The following is a 19032-nucleotide window of genomic DNA, read 5'->3' on the forward strand; positions in this document are numbered from 1 at the left end:
TTCCGTCACTGGGCCGAACGCGCAAAGCTATGCGGCAGCTCGGGGCTGAGCCAGCGCATCTGCGCGATCTTGCCGGCGGCGTCGGTCTCGAAGCGCAAACGGACGAAGGGTTCGCTGCCGGACATTTCGGCTGGCGCGACGAAGGCGCCGACCGGCGCGAGGCGCGCCTGGAAGAGATAGGGATCGTCCTTGTTGGGCTCGAGCAGGAGTTGCGCCTCAGTCTTCTCCAGTCTGAGGCCAAGCTTGCCGTCAGCGAGCGCGACGGTGGCATCGCCCAGGATTGGCGAGGCGTAGCTGCCGGCGAAGGCGGCGGCGAGCGGCGAGAGGGGGCCGGGCACGAAACCGGCCGCTTCGGCATGGGCTGCCTCGCGACGTGTCTTCAGAGCGGCTGCCCCGAGTGCGATATTGTCGACGGCAGGATTGCTGAGCACACGATCGTAGAACCACATCGCCAGCGAATCCGGCATGCCGCCATTCTCGAGATTGGTCAGGATGACGATGCCGGTCTTGCCGTCCGGCAGGAAGCCGGCATGGGCGCCGAAGCCGGCGGTGCCGCCATTGTGCCAGATGATCCGGCCGCGCGGCGTCGCGGTCGCGACCCAGCCGACGGCATAGGACGTGCGCTCGTTCATGGCGACACGTGGCGTCCAGGTGACATCGAGATTGTCCTCTGAGACCAGGACCTTGCCCTCGAACTGGCCGCGGCCGAGCTGCAGGCGCAGCCATCTGGCCATGTCTGGGATGTTCGAGTTCAACGCCCCGGCCGGCCCGAGCGCATAGGGGAAGGACGGATGGAAGGGCACGGCGACGGGCTTGTCGGCGAGGCGATGGCCCTGCGCATGGTTGGGAGCGGCGGCGATCGCCTCGGCCGTGGCGGTCGTCGCGGCCATGCCGAGCGGGGTCAGCAGGCTGGTCTTCAGCGAATCGAACCAGGACGGCGTTCCGTTGACCTTGGCGACGATCTCGCCGCCGACCACATGGGGGATGTTGAGATAGCGGAAATCGGAGCGGAACGTCCCGAGCTGGGGCGCGACACGCAGCGAACGGATCAGCGTCTGCTTGTCGTACCCCAGCATGGTGAGTGCGTCATTGACGTAAGGGGTCAGGCCGGAGCGCTGGGCGGCGAGGTCGAGCACGCGGAAATCGCGGGTGACCCAGGGGTCGGCGAGCTGGAAATCGGGGATGTGGTCGCTGACCGGATTGGTCCAGCCGAGCCGGCCGGCATCGACCGCCTGCGCCAAGGTGGTGGCGAGGAAGGCCTTGGTGGTCGAGCCGACCTGGAAGATCGTCTCGGGCGTGACCTGCTCCGGCTTGCCGAATTCGCGGACGCCGAAGCCCTTGGCGTAGATCAGCTTGTCGTCATGGACGATGCCGACTGCGACGCCCGGCACCGAAAAGGCCTTCATGCCCTCGGAGACCTGCTTCTCGAACTCCGGCAGCAACGCTTCGATCGAAGCCTGGCTGGGCTGCTGTGCACTGGTGTTCGACACGCCCGAAACAGCAGCGAGGCCAAGCAGGAGCGCGGCTCCGATGATGCGCTTCATTCACTATCCCCCAAGGCATCGGCAAGCCGACAGACCGTGCGATCGAAAGCAGGCGGACCCGCCGGCGGCGTGACGATCTCATGCCGAGTTCTGACCCTGGGTAAACAGGATCAGGAGATTGTGACGGGATCGGCCGGCCTCAGGCCGAGCCCTTTCCCACAAGGTGCGGGGAGACAGCGGGGCTGTCGCGAAACGGCTTGATGTCGAGCAGCGGCGTGCCGTCCAGGCAGTCGAGCCCGCGCACCAGCAAGGTCCCACCCTCGACGCCTTCCAGCTTCACCCGCGACAATGCGATCGGGTTCGGCCGCACCGGCGAGCGTAGCGCGAAGGTGCCGAGCGTGCCGCCGCCGCGTGGCGTCTGCGTCAGCAGATCGCGCCGCGCCTCGTGCATCCAGTAGAGCAGGTCGAGTTCGGCGAAGGCTTCGATGCCCTCGAGTGCCGCACGCCAATGCGCGTCGACCTCGACGCGGCAGAGCGGCCCGTCCTGACTGCCCTGGCGCGGGCAGTCGTCGCGCGTCGCGAAGGGCGTGCGGATGCGGCCGATGAAGACGAGGCGGGCGTCGCTTCGCTCGGGCAAGGGCGCCTCGGTCTCGCCCGGCCGGGTCATTTGCCAATCCGTCATCCGAGACCTCCCGCCATCACTCGCGCGGCAGGCCTGGCGCGACGAAGCCGTGCCGGGCCAGGACGCGCTGCCCGTCCGGAGAGAGGATGAACATGCCCAGCCGATAGGCGTCGGGCGAAGCGCCGTTCATCACCGTGAGTCCGTAATCGGCGCCGACCAGTAGATTAGCCGGCAACCTGACCATGCGGATGCCGGGTTGTTCGCGGGCGATCGGGTCGGCATTTGTGCAGTAGCCGAGGAAGAGGTCAGCGGCGCCGGTCGCCAGCAGGTGGCCGGTGCCGTTGCGGTCGGGCGGGGTCGGGGTGCTGCTGGGACCGCCGACGAGCTGCAGCGCCTTGGCTTCCAGCGTTGCCCTGGCGCCGGCTTTCAGCGCCTCGGCCTTGGCGAAGACCTGCCAGGCATAGTCGCCCGAGGGGTCGGCCTTCGGCGTCGAGGTGCCGAGCTTGACCTTGGGATCGAGCATGTAAGTGAGCAGCGTGTTGCTGGTCACCTCCAAGCCGGGGCGGGCGAAGGCACAGGTCTCGTTGCGGACAAAGAGCACGACGGGGCCGGCCTTGCCGTCTTTCGCCAGGGCCAGCGGGTGCTCCATGTTCGCCGAGGCGAACACCTCGGCCGGCTCGCCCTTGCCGAGCGCCTCGCGCAGCAGGCCGGAGGGGCGGAAGCTGGTTTTGACCGGGACGCCCGTCGAGGTTTCGAAAGCTTTTGCGACCTCGGTCAGCGCATTCTTCAGGCTGCCGGCAGCATGGAGCAGCACCGGCTTCTGGGCCTGCTGCGCCGAGGTCAGCGCGGGCCACAAGCTGACGACAATGGCGAGAACAAGTTTGCGGATCACGTCATGCCCTCGGTTCGCCCGGAATCCGCGAAGAAAAGCAGCGGGCCGTCGGTCGCTTCGTCATCCGGCCCCCGTGCGGGTTCCTGGCGACAGCGGCCAATGCGATACCCTACCGGCCGAGCGGGCACTTGTCGCCTTCCACCACTATGGTGCATCGGACGGCCCTTGCGGGTTCCCACGCGGTGACGCGGCCGGGCAAACACGATGGAGATCGCGGTGATGCGTTTCGATAGCGAGGCCCTCATCGCGGCGGCGTTTCAGATCGCCGGCGATTTCGCCTGTTCGGAAGACTGTTCGGCCGGCGGCGTGGCGTCGGCGTTGCTCGACGCCACGGGCAGCGTCCATACCGGCATCTGCATCGACACCGCCTGCAGCCTCGGCTTCTGCGCCGAGCATGCCGCGATCGCCGAGATGCTGAAGAGCCGGCAGACCAGGATCCGGGCGATCGTCGCGGTCAATGCCGATGGCGAGATCATGCCACCCTGCGGCCGTTGCCGCGAACTGATCCGCCAGGTCGATCCGGACAATTGGGGGACCTCGGTCATCGTGGCCAAGGACACGGTCGTCACGCTGGCGCAGTTGCTGCCCTACAGCGATGCGTGCGCGCCGCCGGCCTAGCTCCAGCTCGCAGGAGGCGGCAGGAATCCGCGAAACAAGCTTGCAAATCGGCTCGACATTTGCAGCGCCTCTTGCGCTGGCGCAGGCATAGTCTTCCGGCCGAGTGAAACAGGCGAGGACAGCCCGTGACGATCGATCTCGACAAGCTCGTGCAGGAGATGACCGGCTGGCGCCGCGATCTGCACGCTCATCCGGAATTCGGCTTCGAGGAGACGCGGACCAGCGCCTTCGTCGCGGCCAAGCTGCGCGAGTTCGGGCTCGACGATGTCGCCGAGGGCATCGGCGGCACCGGTGTCGTCGGCACGCTGACGCGCGGCAGCGGCAACCGCGCGATCGCGCTGCGGGCCGACATGGACGCACTGCGCATCCCCGAGCAGGGCGAGCTGCCCTATCGCTCGGGCAATCCCGGCGTCATGCACGCCTGCGGTCATGACGGGCACACCGCAATGCTGCTCGGAGCCGCCAAGCTGCTAGCGCAGGAGGGCGGCTTCGACGGCACGGTGCGCTTCGTCTTCCAGCCGGCGGAGGAATGGGGACGCGGTGCGCTCGCCATGCTCGATGACGGGCTGATGGAGCGCTTCCCGTTCGAGGAGATCTACGGGCTGCACAACGCACCGGGGCTGCCGGTCGGCCAATTCCAGACCCGCACCGGGTCGATCATGTCGGCGGAGGATAATTTCGAGATCGTCCTCACCGGGGTCGGCGGCCATGCTGCCCGTCCGCATGTCGGCAACGAAACCCTGGTTGCCGCCTGCGCTCTGGTCACCAGCCTGCAAACCATCGTCTCGCGCCGCCTCAGCCCGGCGCAGATCGCCGTGGTCTCGGTAACGGAGCTGCTCACCGACGGCACCCGCAACGCCCTGCCGGGGCAGGCGCGTATTCTCGGCGATGCCCGCAGCTTCCATCCCGAGGTCAGCGCCGAGATCGAGGCGCAGATGCGGGTGATCAGCGAAGGCATCGCGCGCGCCTACAATGTCGAGCAATCGGTCACCTACACCCGCGAATTCGTGCCGCTGCTGAATCAGCCGGCCCAGACAGAAGCGGCGTTGGAGACGGCGCGCGCGGTACTCGGCAGCGAGAATGTCTCGGTGGTGTCGGAGCCTTTCACCGGCTCGGAGGATTTTGCGCGCTTCCTCGCGCATGTGCCGGGCTGCTTCTCATTCGTCGGCAATGGCAACAGCGCGCCGCTGCACAACCCACGCTATGATTTTGACGACGAAGGGCTGATCCACGGCGCACGTTTTCACACCGAGATCGTCAGGCGGCGGCTGGCGGTGGCGTGATGACAAACCTCGCAGTGGGAGGATTTGGCGGAATGCGCACACGACCTGCCGTCACCGGCGACGCTGAGCAGATGAGCGCGGTCCTGCGTGCCATCATCGCCGCGTATGGGCGAGAGCGTCCCAGCGATCCCGACTTCGTCCTTGCAACCTATATCGCCCACCCGGACCGTGTCGCCTGCACGGTCGCGCTCGACGATGCCGGGGCGGTCCTCGGTTTCCAGTCGCTGCGCCGGGCGCGGCCAGGCGATCCCTACGGAACGCCGGATGGCTGGGGGAGCATCGGGACGCATGTCTCGCCGCGCGCCGGCCGGATGGGGGTCGGCACGGCGCTGTTCGCGGTCACGCGGCAGGCTGCTTCGGAGGGGGGTATCGGCCGGATCGACGCCGCTATTCGCGACGACAACCCGATGGGCCTTGCCTATTACGAGGCACGAGGCTTCCGGACCCACAGGACCGAGAACGGCGTGGTCCACAAGGTCTACACGGTGTCAGAGAGCTGACGAGCGGCCCTCGAATCGTCGCCACGCGCAGACCTTGTGCACATACTCGCGGTCGCGCTCGGCTTCGCCGAAGGGCGCGACGGGCCAGAGCCAGCTCTCGTCCTCGTTCGGCAATGCGACGCCATACATCAGGTCGAGCCGTTCATGGATCGTCCCGGCGCGGTCGCGCTCGACCATCTCGACATCGCTGATCAGGCAGACATGGCCCCTGAAGCGGGCGAGATCGTCGAGATGCCAGGCGATGCAGCGAGCCGGCAGATTGTCAGGCAGGGCGGCGGCGCGGGCGGGATTGTCCTCGAGCCATTCGGCCACCGGCCAGGCCAGCTGCGAGAGCAGGTTGGCGGAGATGACGAGATCGATGCTGTCGTCGTTGGCGAGATCGGCGAGCGGGTCCTGCCGTCCCTCCACCTCGCCGGCGAGCCAGGCCATCGCGCCGGTGAGATCGCGGCTGATCAGACTCACCTTCTCCTGTCGCCAGAGCTTCAGACGCAGCAGCGGCAGATGGACGATGTCGACGAGCACGACCTTGTCGAAACTGGCGCGGAGCAAGTCGAGCGGGATATCGCGGGCAGGGCCGGAGCCGAGCACGACGACCTTGCGCCGCTGCGGCAGAGCGGCTGCGACCTCGGCGATGATGGCGCGGCAGCGGGCCTGATGTGGCTCCCAGGCCTTGCGCTGGCGCAGGCCGCGCGACCAGAGCGCGATGCCCTCCCGCAACAGGCCGAACCGGCGCGCCAGCGGCGCTGCCGGCGTCAGAGCACGCAGGGCAAATTCGGCGAGCACTCTTAGCTGAGAGCGCCGCGCCCCGCGACCGGCCAGACCGCCTCGACATGGGCGTCGGGGCCATTGAGGCCACGGACGCAGACATACCAGTCGTGCAGGTTGACGGTCGGGTCGCAATGGCCGGGCACGAGCAGGATGCGGTCGCCGCGATGCGGCACGGCGACGGGGTCGCCGGTCAGGATGCCGTGCTCGTCGGAGGGTTTTGTGTAGATCACGCCGTCGCGCTGCCACGGCACGGGCATGCCCGAATCAACCGCCGCCGCCTTGTGGCCGGCATCGACGATGGCGCGGTCCGGCACAGGCTTGCTCATCACCCCGGCGAGCACGAACAGCGCGTGCTGGAAGGTGTGGAAGGTCGAGCCGTCGGCCATGCGATTGCGGGCGTAGTCGGCATCCATGAAGATGTAGGAACCGCATTGCAGCTCGTTCCAGATGCCGGAGCGGCTCTCCAGCTCGAAGGTGCCGGTGCCGGCGCCGCCGACGGTCTCGCAGGCGAGGCCGACCTGGGCGAGACGCTCGATCACGTTGCGGGTGAGCAGGCCGGCGCGTTCGATCGCCTCGCTGCGTTCGTCGACCGAGCGCATGTGCTGGGCCGAGCCGTGATAGGCCTGCACGCCGCGAAAGCGCAGCGTGTTGCTGCGCGCCACCGCCTCGGCGAGCCGGACCGCTGCTTCGCCGGGCGCGACGCCGCAGCGGCGCCCGCCAATGTCGAGCTCGACCAGCACGTCGAGGACGACGTCGTTGCGTGCCGCCGCCTCGGCCGCCTCGCGCACACCGTCGATATGGTCGACGCAGAGGCCGATGCGGGCGTCGCGGGCAAGCTTGGCCAGCCGGTCGAGCTTGCTGGCGCCGGCGATCTCGTTGGTGACCAGCACGTCGGTGACGCCGCCGGCGACCAGGATCTCCGCCTCGCCGACCTTCTGGCAGCACTGCCCGACCGCGCCATGGGCGATCTGGCGCAGGGCGATCTCGGGGCACTTGTGCGTCTTGGCATGCGGGCGCAGACGCACGCCCGTCGCCTCGGCAAAGGCCGCCATGGTGACGAGATTGCGCTCGAAGGCGTCGAGATCGATGATCAAGGCGGGGGTGTCGATCTCGGCGAAAGGCTGTCCGGGCCGGGCCGGCGGAGAAAGGGGCATGGGCTCTCGAATCTGGTGAATCAGCTCATGGCCATCGGACGTCAGCTTCGTGTCCGGAGCAAGACCGGCAGTGGCGCTCGCATGGCGGCCATGTTAGGCCGCGCCCCATGAAGATCGGCCGCGTCACCGACGACACCCTTGCGCTCTTCGCCCGAGTCTGGCGCGAGCGCGGGCGGCAATACCTGCCGCAAATGCTCACCATCCTCGCCCTCGTCGTGGTCATCGCGGCGACGACGAGCTTCTATCCATTGCTGATCAAGGCGGCCTTCGACGCCTTCGCCGACCCGATCGGGGCCGAGGCGACCGGCTTCGTGCGCCGCATGGAGCGGCTGGTGTCGAAGTCGATCGATTTCGAGATCGGCGTGGTCAATGCCGTCGCCGTGGTCGTGGTCATCGTCACCGCGATCAAGGGTTTTTCACTGCTGACGCAGACGGTGATGACCAACAGCGTCGTCAGCCGAATCGAAGCGGACATGCAGAGCGCGCTCTACGATCACCTGATCGATGCCGACCTGGCGCAGCTGCAGCGGGAGAACCCGGCTTCGCTCACCCAGCGCTTCACCACCGACTTCACCTTCGTCAAGGAGGCGCTGACGCGGCTGGTCAATATCGCGATCCGCGATGTGATGACGGCGATCGCGCTGGTCGGCGCCATGCTCTGGATCGACTGGAAGATGACGGCCGTCGTGCTTCTGATCGCGCCGATCGTCGCGCGGCCGATCGGGCGGATCGGCAAGAAACTGCGCCGGATGGCGGCCTCGCAGCAGGAGCAGACCGGCATCATGGCGAGCCTGGTCACCGAGAGCCTGCAGGGCGCCCGCGTCGCCAAGACCGATTCGCTCGAGCCCTATCTGAAGAGGCGCGCCGCTACCGCCTTCGAGACGATCCGGGCGCTGAAGATGAAAGCGGCCAATGCGCGCGGCCGGCTCGACCCGCTGCTCGAAGTCGGTGGCGGCATCGCGGTCGCCGGCGTGCTCGCCGCGATCGGCGTGCGCATCACCTCGGGCAGCTCGACCGTCGGCGACTTCACCGGTTATGTCTCGGCGCTCTTGCTCGCGGCGCAGCCGATGCGCTCGCTCGGCAATCTCAACGCCATCGTCCAGGAAGCCGGCGCCTCGCTGAAGCGCTATTACGCGCTGATCGACGAAAAGCCGCTGATCACGCAACGCCCGGATGCCAAGCGTCTGGCGGTGAGCGGCGGCGAAGTCGCCTTCCGCGAGCTGCGCTTCCGCTATCGCGACGACCAGCGTGGACTTGAGGGCATCGACCTCGTGGCCGAGGCCGGCAAGACCACGGCGCTGGTTGGTCGCTCCGGCTCGGGTAAGTCGACCATGCTGGCGCTGGTGCCACGGCTCTACGATTCCACCGAAGGCAAGGTCGAGATCGACGGGCAGGACATCCGCGACGTGACCTTGGTGAGCCTGCGCGGCCAGATCGGCGTGGTCAGTCAGGACGTCGTGCTGTTCGACGACACGGTGCGCGCCAATATCGGCTTCGGCCGACCCGGTGCGAGCGAGGCCGATATCGTCGCGGCAGCCAAGGCGGCAGCGGCGCACGACTTCATCATGGCGATGCCCGATGGCTACGAGACGCGCGTCGGCGAGCGCGGCTCGCGCCTCTCCGGCGGCGAGCGCCAGCGCCTCGCCATTGCCCGCGCCATCCTCAAGGATGCACCCATCCTTCTGCTCGACGAGGCGACTTCGGCCCTCGACACCCAGTCGGAGCGGCTGGTGCAGCAGGCGCTGGCGGAGCTGATGAAGGGCCGGACCACGCTCGTCATTGCGCATCGGCTCTCGACGGTGCGCGAGGCCGACCAGATCGTCGTGCTCGACGAGGGCAAGGTGATCGAGACCGGTGACCATGACAGCCTGATCGCCCGTGACGGCGCCTATGCGCGCCTCTACCGTTTGCAGTTTGCGGAGGGCTAGGCCATTCGCCTGGAGACCGAACGCCTCGTCCTCGACCTGCACGGTGTCGAGCATTTCGAAGCGCTGGCCCGGATGTGGGGCGACGCTGCGGTGGTGCATCATATCGGCCAGCCCTCGACGACGCAGGAGGCCTGGATGCGGCTCTTGCGCTATCGCGGGCTCTGGCCGCTGCTCGGCTATGGCTATTGGGCAGTGACCGAGAAGGCGGGCGGCCGCTTCGTCGGCGATCTCGGCTTCGCGGATTTCCATCGGATGGTCGAGCCGTCGATCCGCGGCATACCGGAGGCCGGCTGGGTGCTCGCGAGCTGGGCGCATGGCCAAGGCTTCGCGAGCGAAGCGCTCACCGCCGCGCTCGCCTGGCTCGACGGCCAGAGCGCGCATGACGGCTCGGTCTGCCTGATCGCGCCGGAAAACGGGCCTTCGCTGCGGCTCGCCCGCCGCTTCGGGTTCCGCGACGAGCGCATCGTCAGCTTCTCTGGGCATGATACGCTGCTGCTGCGGCGCGCACGGCCAGCCTAGAGCTCAGCGAGCGCAACTGCGCCGATACAAGCATGGCGGGTATGCAGATGCGGCAGGCATCTGCTGACAGGACCTGCCACATTCTATTGGCAGTGTGCCGGCTTAAAAATTGAAAGAGATTTTGCCGTGACGACTTCGACTACCGCCGCGCCGGCGCGCAAGGCCACTCGCCGCGAATGGCTGGGCCTGATCGCGATCGCTTTCCCCTGCATGATCTATTCGATGGATCTGACGGTCCTCAACCTTGCGGTGCCGACGCTGACGCGCGAGCTGAAGCCTTCGGCAGGCGAACTGCTCTGGATCATCGACATCTACGGCTTCATGGTCGCCGGCTTCCTGATGACCATGGGCACGCTCGGCGACCGCATCGGCCGGCGCAAGCTCCTGCTGATCGGCGCCGCCGCCTTCGGCGTCGCCTCGACCGTCGCCGCCTTCTCGACCAGCACCGAGATGCTGATCGTGACGCGGGCGCTGCTCGGCATCGCCGGGGCGACGCTGGCGCCCTCGACACTCTCGCTGATCGCAGTGATGTTCGAGGACGAGACCGAGCGCACCTTCGCGATCTCGATGTGGATCGCGAGCTTCTCGGCCGGTGCCGTGATCGGCCCCTTGGTCGGCGGGGCTCTGATCGAGTATTTCTGGTGGGGTTCGGTCTTCCTGATCGCAGTGCCGCCGATGCTGATCCTGCTCGTCATCGGCCCGATCCTGCTGCCTGAGTACAAGGCGCCGCAGGCTGGCAAGCTCGACCTGCCAAGCGCGCTGCTCTCGCTGGCCGCGATCCTGCCGGTGATCTACGGGGTCAAGCACTGGGCCGAATTCGGACTTTCCGCCTATACCGTAGCCTTCATCGTTGCCGGGCTCGTATTCGGCGTGGTGTTCGCGCGCCGGCAGAAGCATCTCGCCGATCCGATGGTCGACCTCACCTTGTTCGGGATTCCGGCCTTCCGCGCGGCGCTGGCGATCAACCTCGCCGGCATCATGGTGATGTTCGGCAGCTTCATCTTCATGGCGCAGTATCTCCAGCTCGTCGCCGGGCTGACGCCGCTGGAAGCGGGCATCTGGTCGCTGCCGTCGGCAATCGCCTTCACGCTCGCTTCCTTCGCCGTGACGCCGCTGACCGTGCGTTTCAAGCCGGCGACGCTGATGGCGGGCGGCATGATGCTCTCGGGGCTGGGCTTCGCCTGGCTCGCCTTCGCGCCGAACCTCGTCCAGATCGTTGCTTCGTCGATCGTGTTCTCGATCGGCTTCACGCCGGTGATCGCGCTGACGACGGGGATCGTGGTCGGCTCGGCGCCGCAGGAGCGGGCCGGTGCGGCATCGGCCATGTCCGAGACCAGCATCGAGCTTGGTGGCGCGCTGGGGATCGCCGTCTTCGGCAGCCTCGGCACGGCACTCTATCGCCAGAGTATGGCGGAGCTTTCGGTCGCGGGGGTCGACGGCGCGACGCTGGCGCCGGCACGCTCGACGCTGGGCGGGGCACTCGCCGCGGCCGAGCGGCTGGCGCCTGACCAGTCGGCGCATCTGCTGCAGGCGGCGCGCGAGGCCTTCATGACCGGCTTCCACGCCGTCGCGCTGATCGCGATCGCCGGCATGGTCTTCTGCATCGCCGTGGCGCTGACGACGCTGCGCGATGCACGGCCTTCAGGGGCGCATTGACGCCTGTCAGGGCTCGCGCAGCAGCGCTTCGGCCGCGGCCGGGAAGCCGCGGAAGGAGAGGGGCAGTGTGACCTCGCGCTTGCCGGCGTCGAGATAGCGCATCTGGCCGGCTTCGCTGAAGCCGCGCCAACGCTTGAACATGTCGTCGCTCAGACTGGCCTCGGCGAAGCAGCCGCCGGGCAGGCAGCGCTGGAAGACCGCGACAGCCTCGTCCTTCTCGGCGACGACCACGCGCACGCTGGCCTTGTCGCCGAGCGCAAGATTCGGCGGCACCTGGATCACCAGCTTGATCGGCTCGCTCTTGACCGGCCGCCCGATCGCGACGAGCGCGATCGGGCCGCGCTGGCCCTGCTGCTCCAGGGTCTGGACGATCTCGCAGACGCGGGCGGCGACGCTCTGCTGGCAGCGCATCACCCAGTCACCATAGCTCGCGGTGGTGTTGTCGGGCTGCGAGACGGCGCCGGGTGTCGGCGTCGCCTGGGCCTGGGTCGGGCGCTGCTGGGCAGGGCGCTGCGGTGGTGCCTGCTGCGCGAGGGCCGTGCTGGCCAGAAGGACGGCAGAGAGGGCGAGGGCGGTCTGTCGTCTCAGCATGGCGGCGATTTCCGGAAGCAGGCAATCGCCGAGTTCAAGACCAGGATCGGCCGCAGCGCAAGCGGCAGTTGTGAACGGCTGTCAAGGATGCCAGCCGGTCTCCTGCGCCGGAGCCTCGTCCTTGACCTCCTGGGCGCGTGCTTCCTCGACGACGGCGAAGACGGCACGCAGGGCCGCCTCGACGCCTTCGCCGGAGGCGGCCGAAAGTGCGATCGGGGTGCGGCCGGCGGCGCGCTTCAGGCGGGCGAGCTGTTCCTTGCGCACCTCAGGCGTCAGCGCGTCGACCTTGGAGAGCGCGACGATCTCCGGCTTCTCGTCGAGGTCGGCGCCATAGGCAGCAAGTTCCTTGCGCACGGTCTTGTAGGCCTTGCCGGCGTGCTCGCTGGTGCCCTCGACCAGATGCAGGAGCACGCGGCAGCGCTCGATATGGCCGAGGAAGCGGTCGCCGAGGCCGTGGCCCTCATGTGCGCCCTCGATCAGGCCGGGAATGTCGGCGAGCACCATCTCGCGGGCGTCGACACGGACGACGCCGAGGCCGGGATGCAGTGTGGTGAAGGGATAGTCGGCGATCTTCGGCTTCGCTGCGGTCACCGTGGCGAGGAAGGTCGACTTGCCGGCATTGGGCAGACCGACGAGGCCGGCATCGGCGATCAGCTTGAGTCGCAACCAGACCCAGCGCTCCTCGCCCGGCAGGCCGGGATTGGCATGGCGCGGAGCCTGGTTGGTCGAGGTCTTGAAATAGGCGTTGCCGAAGCCGCCATTGCCGCCCTTGCACAGCACGAAGCGCTGGCCGGGCTCGGTCAGGTCGGCGATCAGCGTCTCGCCGTCCTCGTCGAGGATCTCGGTGCCCGGGGGGACTTTGAGCACGATCGGGGGGCCATTGGCGCCATGGCGGTCCTTGCCCATGCCATGCTCGCCGATCCTGGCCTTGAAATGCTGCTGGAAGCGGAAGTCGATCAGCGTGTTCAGGCCCTGGACGCATTCGACCACGACGTCGCCGCCGCGCCCGCCATCGCCACCATTGGGCCCACCGAACTCGATGAACTTCTCGCGCCGGAACGAGACGCAGCCGGCGCCGCCGTCGCCGGCCTTCACATAGATTTTTGCTTGGTCGAGGAATTTCATGAAGGCTTGGTAGTCGGATGCAGCGGGCGGGGCAATGCGCCAAGGCGCGAAACGGGCCCGCCTCGAGGCGGGCCCGCGCATTTTTCAGGCCATGCAGGGCTCTTCGCTGAAGCTGTCCGCCTGCTGCTGCTGTTCTGCCGCCGGCAGCGGGGCCCAGCCGGAGGCGCTCCAGCTCTTCAGCGCCGACCAGGTCGAGCGATCAAGCCGGAACTGCTCGCAGGGGAACAGGCCGCCGCGCGCCGGCAGCGACTTCAGGAAGGAGCCCTCCTGCCGGAAGCCGCTCTTCTCCAGCACCCGGCGCGAGGCCGGATTGATGACGCGGGTGTCGGCCTCGATCGCCTCGATCTCGACCAGCGAGAACATCGTGTCGATCAGCGCCTGTACTGCCTCGGTGGCATAGCCCTTGTTCCAGTGCGGCGTGCCGAGCCAGTAGCCGATGAAGGGCCGCCCGCTCGCCTGCTTGTGCGCACCGATCATGCCGATCAATTCGTTCGGCTTCTCGCGCGGAGTGATCGCCAGCACGAGATGCTCGCCGAGCGCATTGCCCTTGCGGGTGGCGAAGACGAAGGGGTCGACCGCCTGGGTCGGATAGGGATGCGGGATCGAGGCCGTCATCTCGGCGACCGCCTTCTCGCCGGCGAGGCGCAGGATGGCAGTCGAGTCGGCGATCCGCGGCCAGCGCAGCCAGAGCCGCCTGGTCTCGAGCCGGAAGACGTCGTCTCTCGTCAATTCGGGGAACATCAGGTCTCTCCGTCGGCGCAAACGAAAGGGGGAGATGAGACTTGGTCCCATCTCCCCCTCGCTGACCTTCGGGAAACCCGCTTTCGGGCTTTTATTCCCTTGATCCGTCCGGTTCGATGGAACCGGCGGATCGAGAACATTCCCTATCCGCCGTTTATTCTGCGGCCTCTTGGGCCGGGACTACGTTCACGAAAGCTCGGCCGAGCTTCGTCGTGAATCGGACGCGACCGTTCGACGTGGCAAAGAGCGTATGGTCTTTGCCCATGCCGACGTTCACGCCGGCGTGCCATTTGGTGCCGCGTTGACGAATGATGATGTTGCCGGCCACGACCGCCTGGTCGCCGAAACGCTTCACGCCGAGACGCTTGCTTTCGGAGTCGCGACCATTGCGCGACGAGCCGCCTGCTTTTTTGTGAGCCATAACGCCCTACCTCAAAAACTCTTCAGTCCGTGTAACCCGAATCGGCGGCAAAAGCCACCCCGACCGGGCGTGAAGCTGCGCGGTGCCTGTCAGCGCCGGTCAGTAGTCTTCGCCGGAGGCCTGCTCGGCCTGGTCGGCCTTGGCCCGCGGCGGCTTGCCGGCGAGCAGCTCCTTGGCCTGCTCGACCCACTCCTCACGGGTGGCGCGGCCACGAAGCTTGAGCTCCTCGTCCCACTTGGCGATATCGGCCTCGCTCCACGACGCGATGTCGTTCCACGAGGTGATGCCGGCGGCGCGCAGCTTCTTTTCGATGGTCGGGCCAACGCCCGAGATCAGCGAGAGATTGGAGGCGTCGAGGCCCTCGGCCTTGGCTTCAGCCTTGGCCTTCGCCGTGGCCTTGCCCTTGACGGCTTCGCTGCCGGCCTTGAGCGCGACCGGGGCGACTTCGCCCTTCTTCATCTCCGGCTTCTTGCCGCCGGTGAGGATGTCGGTGATGCGCACCACGGTCAGCTCGGCGCGGAAGCCGCGCTTGCGCTTGGAATTCTGGCGGCGGCGCTTCTTGAAGGCGATGACCTTCTCGCCGCGGGCCTGCTCGACGATCTCGCCCGCGACGGTGATGTCACCGAGGAAGGGGGCGCCGATCGTCGACTTCTCGCCATCGGTCAGCATCAGGACGGAGCCGAAAGCGACGGTATCGCCCGGGTTGCCCTCGATCTTGGCGACGGTAATGCGGTCATTGGCGGCGACGCGGAACTGCTTGCCGCCGGTCTTGATGACTGCGAACATCTTAGTGTTCTCCATGTTGAGCCCCGCCCTGTCATGAGCCCCTGAGGGGCGCACGCGGGACGGCTTTTTGGCAGTCGGTTGCGTGGTCGGGTTGCTCTTGAGGGCTTGCCGCGTCGTCGCATCGGAGCGCCGAGGTCAGCGATAGCCAAAAGAGATCAGGCGCGGGTTTCCCCACGCCGGACGCGGCTTCGTAGTCGCGCAGGGGCGATCCGTCAAGGCAAAGGAGCATGGCTGCGAAGGATTTCAGAGCTGTGACAGACTTCTCGCCACATCGCTTCGGAAAGGCTTGTGCCGGGCGGATGCAATGTGTAGTAAGCAGCCCGCTTCGACCAGAGCGACCGCGGACAGGTGGCAGAGAGGTTGAATGCACCGCACTCGAAATGCGGCATACCCGCAAGGGTATCGGGGGTTCAAATCCCTCCCTGTCCGCCATCATCCCGCCAAGGGATTGATTTTCCAGAGAGACTAGGCGAAGCTGCGACTTCGCGGCTCCGTGGACGAGCTGTGGCCGCCCGCAGCTGGCCGTACCCATCCCTCGGCATTTCTCGCAACGGCTCGGGCCTCGACGGCCTCGAAGGATTCGGGCTCATGCGCTGGTGAAAAGGCGGCCCTCAGGCCGCCTTCTTCTTCTTGTCCGCGTCGAACGGGATCTCGATATCGACGGCGAGCGTCGAGACCTGGGGACCGCGTTCCATCCGAACGCTGACCTTCTCGTCGTCGACCTGCACATGCCTGGCGATCACCTGCAGGATTTCGTCACGCAACTTGGTGACGAGGTCGGAACCGTCTGCCGACAGGCGCTCATGGGCGAGCAGGACCTGCAGACGCTCGCGTGCGGCCGGGGCCGACTGCGTGCGGAAGAAGAGACGACGCAGGTTCATGCCGCTTTCCTTCCGAAGATCTTGCCGAAGAAGCCGCGCTTCTCGCCGGGGATGGTGACGGGGAGGCTCTCGCCCTTGAGCCGGCGCACCGCGTCGAAATAGGCAAGCGCCGGGGCACTGCGCTCATCCGCAAGGGTGACCGGCGAGCCGATATTGGAGGCGCGCAGCACGTCCATGCTCTCGGGGATGATGCCGAGCAGCGGGATCGAGAGGATCTCGAGGACGTCGTCGACCTTCAGCATGTCGCCGCGCTCGGCCCGGGCGGGGTCGTAGCGGGTGAGCAGCAGGTGCTTCTCCATGCGCTCGCCGGCCTCGGCTTTCACCGTCTTGGAATCGAGCAGGCCGATGATGCGGTCGGAATCGCGCACCGAGGAGACTTCCGGGTTGGTCACGACGATCGCGACGTCGGCATGGCGCATGGCGAGGGTGGCGCCGCGCTCGATGCCGGCCGGGCTGTCGCAGATCACCCAGTCGAAATGGGCCTTCAGCGCGCCGACGACCTTCTCGACGCCTTCTGCCGTGAGGTTGTCCTTGTCGCGCGTCTGCGAGGCCGGCAGCAAATAGAGCGACTCCAGCCGTTTGTCGCGGATCAGTGCCTGCGTCAGCTTGGCCTCGCCCTGGATGACGTTGACGAGGTCGTAGACCACGCGCCGCTCGGCGCCCATGACCAGATCGAGATTGCGCAGGCCGACATCGAAGTCGACGACCACGACCTTGTCGCCATTCTGCGCCAGAGCCGCGCCCAGGGCGGCGGAGGAGGTCGTCTTGCCGACGCCGCCCTTGCCCGATGTGACCACGATGACCTTGCCCATTGACCTCTCCTAGTTCCGGTGGACGTGCTGTCGTTGTTTCAGGCGAGTGATCCGGCCGTGAAGGTCTCGCCTTCGAGCCAGAACTGGACGGGCTTGCCGCGCAGATTGGATTCGAGGTCCTCGGCCGTCTTGTAGAAGCCGTCGATAGCGACCATCTCGGCCTCGAGCTTGCGGCAGAAGATGCGCGCGGCGGCGTTGCCGAGCGTGCCGGCCATCGCCCGTCCGCGCAGTGTGCCGTAGATGTGGATCGAGCCGCCGGCGATGACCTCGGCGCCGGATGCGACCGAGCCGATGATGGTGATGTCGCCCTCTGCGAAGATCGACTGGCCGGAGCGCACCGGCTGGGTGACGACGAGCGAGGCCGGCGTGCCCTGGGTCGGCAGCGGCGCTGCCGGCATCTCGGCCACGCTGTCGACGGGGGCAGGTGCCTCCTTGACCGGCGCGGCCGCCGGCTCCTCGATATCCCCGGTCGCCTTTCCGCCGGACATGGCCGGCGGCAGGTCGGTCCCGAGCATGGAGGGGCGCGCGCCCTCGATGCCCATGATCCGGACATTGCGCGTGCCGAGCTTGCCGACGAGGTCGCGCAGCTGCGCGCGGTCGATATCGAGGCCCTCGACATCCAGCACGACAGGCCGTCGCAGGAAGAAGCCGGCCGAGCGGCCGGCGAGATCGTCGAGCCGCACCAGCCAGTCCTCGAAGGGCAGCTCGGGCGTCAGCGTCAACGCAAGGTAGGAACGCCCCTTGAGGCGGATCGGCCGGGGTTGGGTTAACACGGCGGTCATCTTGGTAAATTTTCGGTTCCCCAGATGTAGGAATCGAATGGTTAACAGATGGTAAAATGCCGGGCCGATTTCCGGGTCTGTTCACCGTGAACGCGAGATCCCGCCGATGCGTCACAGCTGTTGCCAGCTGCCGGCCTCTCAGCGCTGCAGGCGCGATAGCAGGCGCCTTTCGAGGCGATGGACGAGATGAACAGCGAGGAGCGCCAGCGCGAGATAGACGATGCCGGCGACGATCAGCGGTTCGGCGTAGCGGAAGGTGTCGGAGGCGATGTCGAAGGCGGCTCCAAGCATTTCGGGCACGGCCAGGACCGCCAGATAAGGCGTCGCCTTCAGGATCGAGACGACATAGTTGCCGACGGGGGCGGCGACATTGGTCAGCATCTGCGGCGCGATGACCAGGACGACCGTCTTCGCCGGCGACAGGCCAAGAGCCTTCGCCGCCTCCCACTGGCCGGATGGAATCGCATCGATTCCGGCCTTGAAGACCTCGGAGAGATAGCCGCTGTAATAGAAGCTCAGCCCGACCACGCCGATCGCGACGGCGGGCAGGGTCACGCCGTAGAAGGGCAGCACGAAGTAGAGGAAATAGAGCTGCGCCAGGATCGGCGTCGAGCGGATGGCGTCGATCAGAAAGCGAACGCCGTAGCGCGCCGCCCGCCCGCCCGAGCGCTGCAGCATCTCCCAGCCGAAGCCGAGCGCGCAGGCGCCCACCGATGCCGCGAGCGTGACGACGACCGTCAGCCAGAGCGAGCGCAGAATCAGTGGCACTGTCGAGGCGGCGAAGCCGAGGTCAAAGCCCATGGGCCGGCCCTCGCCCCTGCGAAACCCTGGCCTCGAGCCAGCGGCCGGCGATGGTGACGGGGTAGCAGATGATGAAATAGCTCAGCAGGAGCGCCGAATAGACGCCGACCGGGTTGTAGGCGGCCTGGGCGACCTCCTTCGCACGGAAGGTCATGTCCGCGAGCATGATGAGCGAGACCAGCGCGGTGCCCTTGATGAGCTGGATGACCTGGTTGACGAAGGTCGGCAGCATCGAGCGGAACGACTGGGGCAGCTCAACCAGCATCAGAATCTGCCAGCGTTTCAGGCCGAGCGCGCGCCCGGCCTCGACCTGGCCTGCAGGGATCGACTGCAGCGCGGCGCGTACGGTCTGGCTGCCATAGCCGCCGGCATTGAGGCCGAGCACCATCGGTCCGACGGCCATGGCCGACAGCGTGATCCCGATGACCGGCAGGGTGTAGTAGAAGACGAAGAGCAGGACGACGACCGAGGAGCTGCGCCAGAACTCGATCGCGGCCGTGACGGCCCAGTGGAGCGGGCCACGGCTGAGATATTGCGCGATCCCGCCGGCCAGGGCGAAGGGGATCGCATAGAGCAGCCCGATGGCGGTGACGAGAGCCGTCGTCTGGAAGCCCTGGAAGATGCCTGCCAGGATCGCGGGGAAACTCGCCGCTGCCATGGATGTGGCT

21 protein-coding genes and 1 tRNA gene are annotated in these 19032 nt (G+C 67.2%); 7 read left to right on the plus strand and 15 right to left on the minus strand.

Going from position 1 to position 19032, the window contains the following annotated elements; translation table 11 throughout:
• Nucleotides 1-5 precede the first annotated feature (5 nt).
• From AC07O0_RS28610 to AC07O0_RS28620, 3 genes are all read right to left on the minus strand, one after another.
• Nucleotides 6-1544 carry a serine hydrolase gene (locus AC07O0_RS28610; protein WP_494627987.1) on the minus strand — a complete coding sequence of 513 codons (1539 nt, stop codon included), beginning with the start codon at nt 1542-1544 and terminating at the stop codon, nt 6-8.
• Nucleotides 1545-1683: 139 nt separating this feature from the next.
• Entirely contained in the window at nt 1684-2166 is a 483-nt protein-coding gene (tsaA, locus tag AC07O0_RS28615) for a tRNA (N6-threonylcarbamoyladenosine(37)-N6)-methyltransferase TrmO (RefSeq protein ID WP_494627989.1), read from the minus strand.
• 16 nt (nt 2167-2182) lie between these two features.
• Nucleotides 2183-2998, minus strand: a complete 816-nt coding sequence (locus tag AC07O0_RS28620; protein ID WP_494627991.1) for a molybdate ABC transporter substrate-binding protein — start codon at nt 2996-2998, stop codon at nt 2183-2185.
• A gap of 219 nt (nt 2999-3217) precedes the next feature.
• Between AC07O0_RS28620 and AC07O0_RS28625 the strand changes: the two genes are divergently transcribed.
• The 3 genes from AC07O0_RS28625 (at nt 3218) to AC07O0_RS28635 (ending at nt 5399) form a co-directional block, all read left to right on the plus strand.
• Nucleotides 3218-3616, plus strand: coding sequence for a cytidine deaminase family protein (locus tag AC07O0_RS28625; protein WP_494627993.1), 399 nt, complete (start codon nt 3218-3220; stop codon nt 3614-3616).
• A 125-nt stretch (nt 3617-3741) separates the two neighbouring features.
• On the plus strand, nt 3742-4899 hold the full coding sequence (locus tag AC07O0_RS28630) for a M20 aminoacylase family protein (RefSeq protein WP_494627995.1): 1158 nt from the start codon (nt 3742-3744) through the stop codon (nt 4897-4899).
• 32 nt (nt 4900-4931) lie between these two features.
• A complete protein-coding gene (locus AC07O0_RS28635) occupies nt 4932-5399 on the plus strand; it encodes a GNAT family N-acetyltransferase (RefSeq protein WP_494627997.1) in 468 nt (155 codons plus the stop codon).
• On the opposite strand, the gene AC07O0_RS28640 is transcribed toward AC07O0_RS28635, so the two are convergent.
• Together AC07O0_RS28640 and AC07O0_RS28645 are read right to left on the minus strand one after the other, a co-directional pair.
• A complete protein-coding gene (locus tag AC07O0_RS28640) occupies nt 5388-6182 on the minus strand; it encodes a hypothetical protein (RefSeq protein WP_494627999.1) in 795 nt (264 codons plus the stop codon). The genes AC07O0_RS28635 and AC07O0_RS28640 overlap by 12 nt on opposite strands.
• Nucleotides 6183-6184: 2 nt before the next feature.
• Entirely contained in the window at nt 6185-7321 is a 1137-nt protein-coding gene (locus tag AC07O0_RS28645; RefSeq protein ID WP_494628001.1) for a DSD1 family PLP-dependent enzyme, read from the minus strand.
• Between the two features lie 107 nt (nt 7322-7428).
• Here AC07O0_RS28645 and AC07O0_RS28650 point away from each other — a divergent pair, with 107 nt between their 5' ends.
• From AC07O0_RS28650 to AC07O0_RS28660, 3 genes are all read left to right on the plus strand, one after another.
• Nucleotides 7429-9249 carry an ABC transporter ATP-binding protein gene (locus AC07O0_RS28650; RefSeq protein ID WP_494628003.1) on the plus strand — a complete coding sequence of 607 codons (1821 nt, stop codon included), beginning with the start codon at nt 7429-7431 and terminating at the stop codon, nt 9247-9249.
• Nucleotides 9250-9258: 9 nt separating this feature from the next.
• A complete protein-coding gene (locus AC07O0_RS28655; RefSeq protein ID WP_494628055.1) occupies nt 9259-9768 on the plus strand; it encodes a GNAT family N-acetyltransferase in 510 nt (169 codons plus the stop codon).
• A gap of 108 nt (nt 9769-9876) precedes the next feature.
• Complete coding sequence (locus AC07O0_RS28660) at nt 9877-11424, plus strand: MFS transporter (protein ID WP_494628057.1); 1548 nt, start codon at nt 9877-9879, stop codon at nt 11422-11424.
• Between the two features lie 6 nt (nt 11425-11430).
• On the opposite strand, the gene AC07O0_RS28665 is transcribed toward AC07O0_RS28660, so the two are convergent.
• The 5 genes from AC07O0_RS28665 to rplU all read right to left on the minus strand — a co-directional run bounded on the left by AC07O0_RS28665 (nt 11431) and on the right by rplU (nt 15088).
• Nucleotides 11431-12015 carry an invasion associated locus B family protein gene (locus AC07O0_RS28665; RefSeq protein WP_494628005.1) on the minus strand — a complete coding sequence of 195 codons (585 nt, stop codon included), beginning with the start codon at nt 12013-12015 and terminating at the stop codon, nt 11431-11433.
• 81 nt (nt 12016-12096) lie between these two features.
• A complete protein-coding gene (obgE, locus tag AC07O0_RS28670; RefSeq protein WP_494628006.1) occupies nt 12097-13140 on the minus strand; it encodes a GTPase ObgE in 1044 nt (347 codons plus the stop codon).
• A gap of 84 nt (nt 13141-13224) precedes the next feature.
• Nucleotides 13225-13881, minus strand: a complete 657-nt coding sequence (locus AC07O0_RS28675) for a GNAT family N-acetyltransferase (RefSeq protein ID WP_494628008.1) — start codon at nt 13879-13881, stop codon at nt 13225-13227.
• A gap of 154 nt (nt 13882-14035) precedes the next feature.
• The gene (gene rpmA, locus AC07O0_RS28680; protein ID WP_091842353.1) at nt 14036-14302 is read right to left on the minus strand and encodes a 50S ribosomal protein L27; all 267 of its coding nucleotides are present in this window, start codon (nt 14300-14302) and stop codon (nt 14036-14038) included.
• A gap of 99 nt (nt 14303-14401) precedes the next feature.
• Nucleotides 14402-15088 (minus strand): 50S ribosomal protein L21, encoded by a 687-nt coding sequence (gene rplU / locus AC07O0_RS28685; protein WP_494628010.1) that lies wholly within the window; start codon nt 15086-15088, stop codon nt 14402-14404.
• Nucleotides 15089-15430: 342 nt separating this feature from the next.
• Between rplU and AC07O0_RS28690 the strand changes: the two genes are divergently transcribed.
• A tRNA-Ser gene (locus tag AC07O0_RS28690) sits at nt 15431-15520 on the plus strand.
• A gap of 179 nt (nt 15521-15699) precedes the next feature.
• On the opposite strand, the gene minE is transcribed toward AC07O0_RS28690, so the two are convergent.
• The 5 genes from minE to AC07O0_RS28715 all read right to left on the minus strand — a co-directional run bounded on the left by minE (nt 15700) and on the right by AC07O0_RS28715 (nt 19022).
• A complete protein-coding gene (minE, locus tag AC07O0_RS28695) occupies nt 15700-15969 on the minus strand; it encodes a cell division topological specificity factor MinE (protein ID WP_494628012.1) in 270 nt (89 codons plus the stop codon).
• Nucleotides 15966-16781, minus strand: a complete 816-nt coding sequence (minD, locus tag AC07O0_RS28700) for a septum site-determining protein MinD (protein WP_494628013.1) — start codon at nt 16779-16781, stop codon at nt 15966-15968. Before minD ends, minE begins: the two co-directional genes overlap by 4 nt.
• A 38-nt stretch (nt 16782-16819) precedes the next feature.
• Nucleotides 16820-17563, minus strand: coding sequence for a septum site-determining protein MinC (gene minC, locus AC07O0_RS28705; protein WP_494628015.1), 744 nt, complete (start codon nt 17561-17563; stop codon nt 16820-16822).
• 138 nt (nt 17564-17701) lie between these two features.
• Complete coding sequence (locus tag AC07O0_RS28710) at nt 17702-18364, minus strand: amino acid ABC transporter permease (protein ID WP_494628017.1); 663 nt, start codon at nt 18362-18364, stop codon at nt 17702-17704.
• On the minus strand, nt 18354-19022 hold the full coding sequence (locus AC07O0_RS28715) for an amino acid ABC transporter permease (protein ID WP_494628019.1): 669 nt from the start codon (nt 19020-19022) through the stop codon (nt 18354-18356). The genes AC07O0_RS28710 and AC07O0_RS28715 overlap by 11 nt, the downstream gene beginning before the upstream one ends.
• Between the last annotated feature and the right edge of the window lie 10 nt (nt 19023-19032).

The sequence above is a fragment of the Allobosea sp. GW821-FHT10B12 genome (assembly GCF_059415545.1).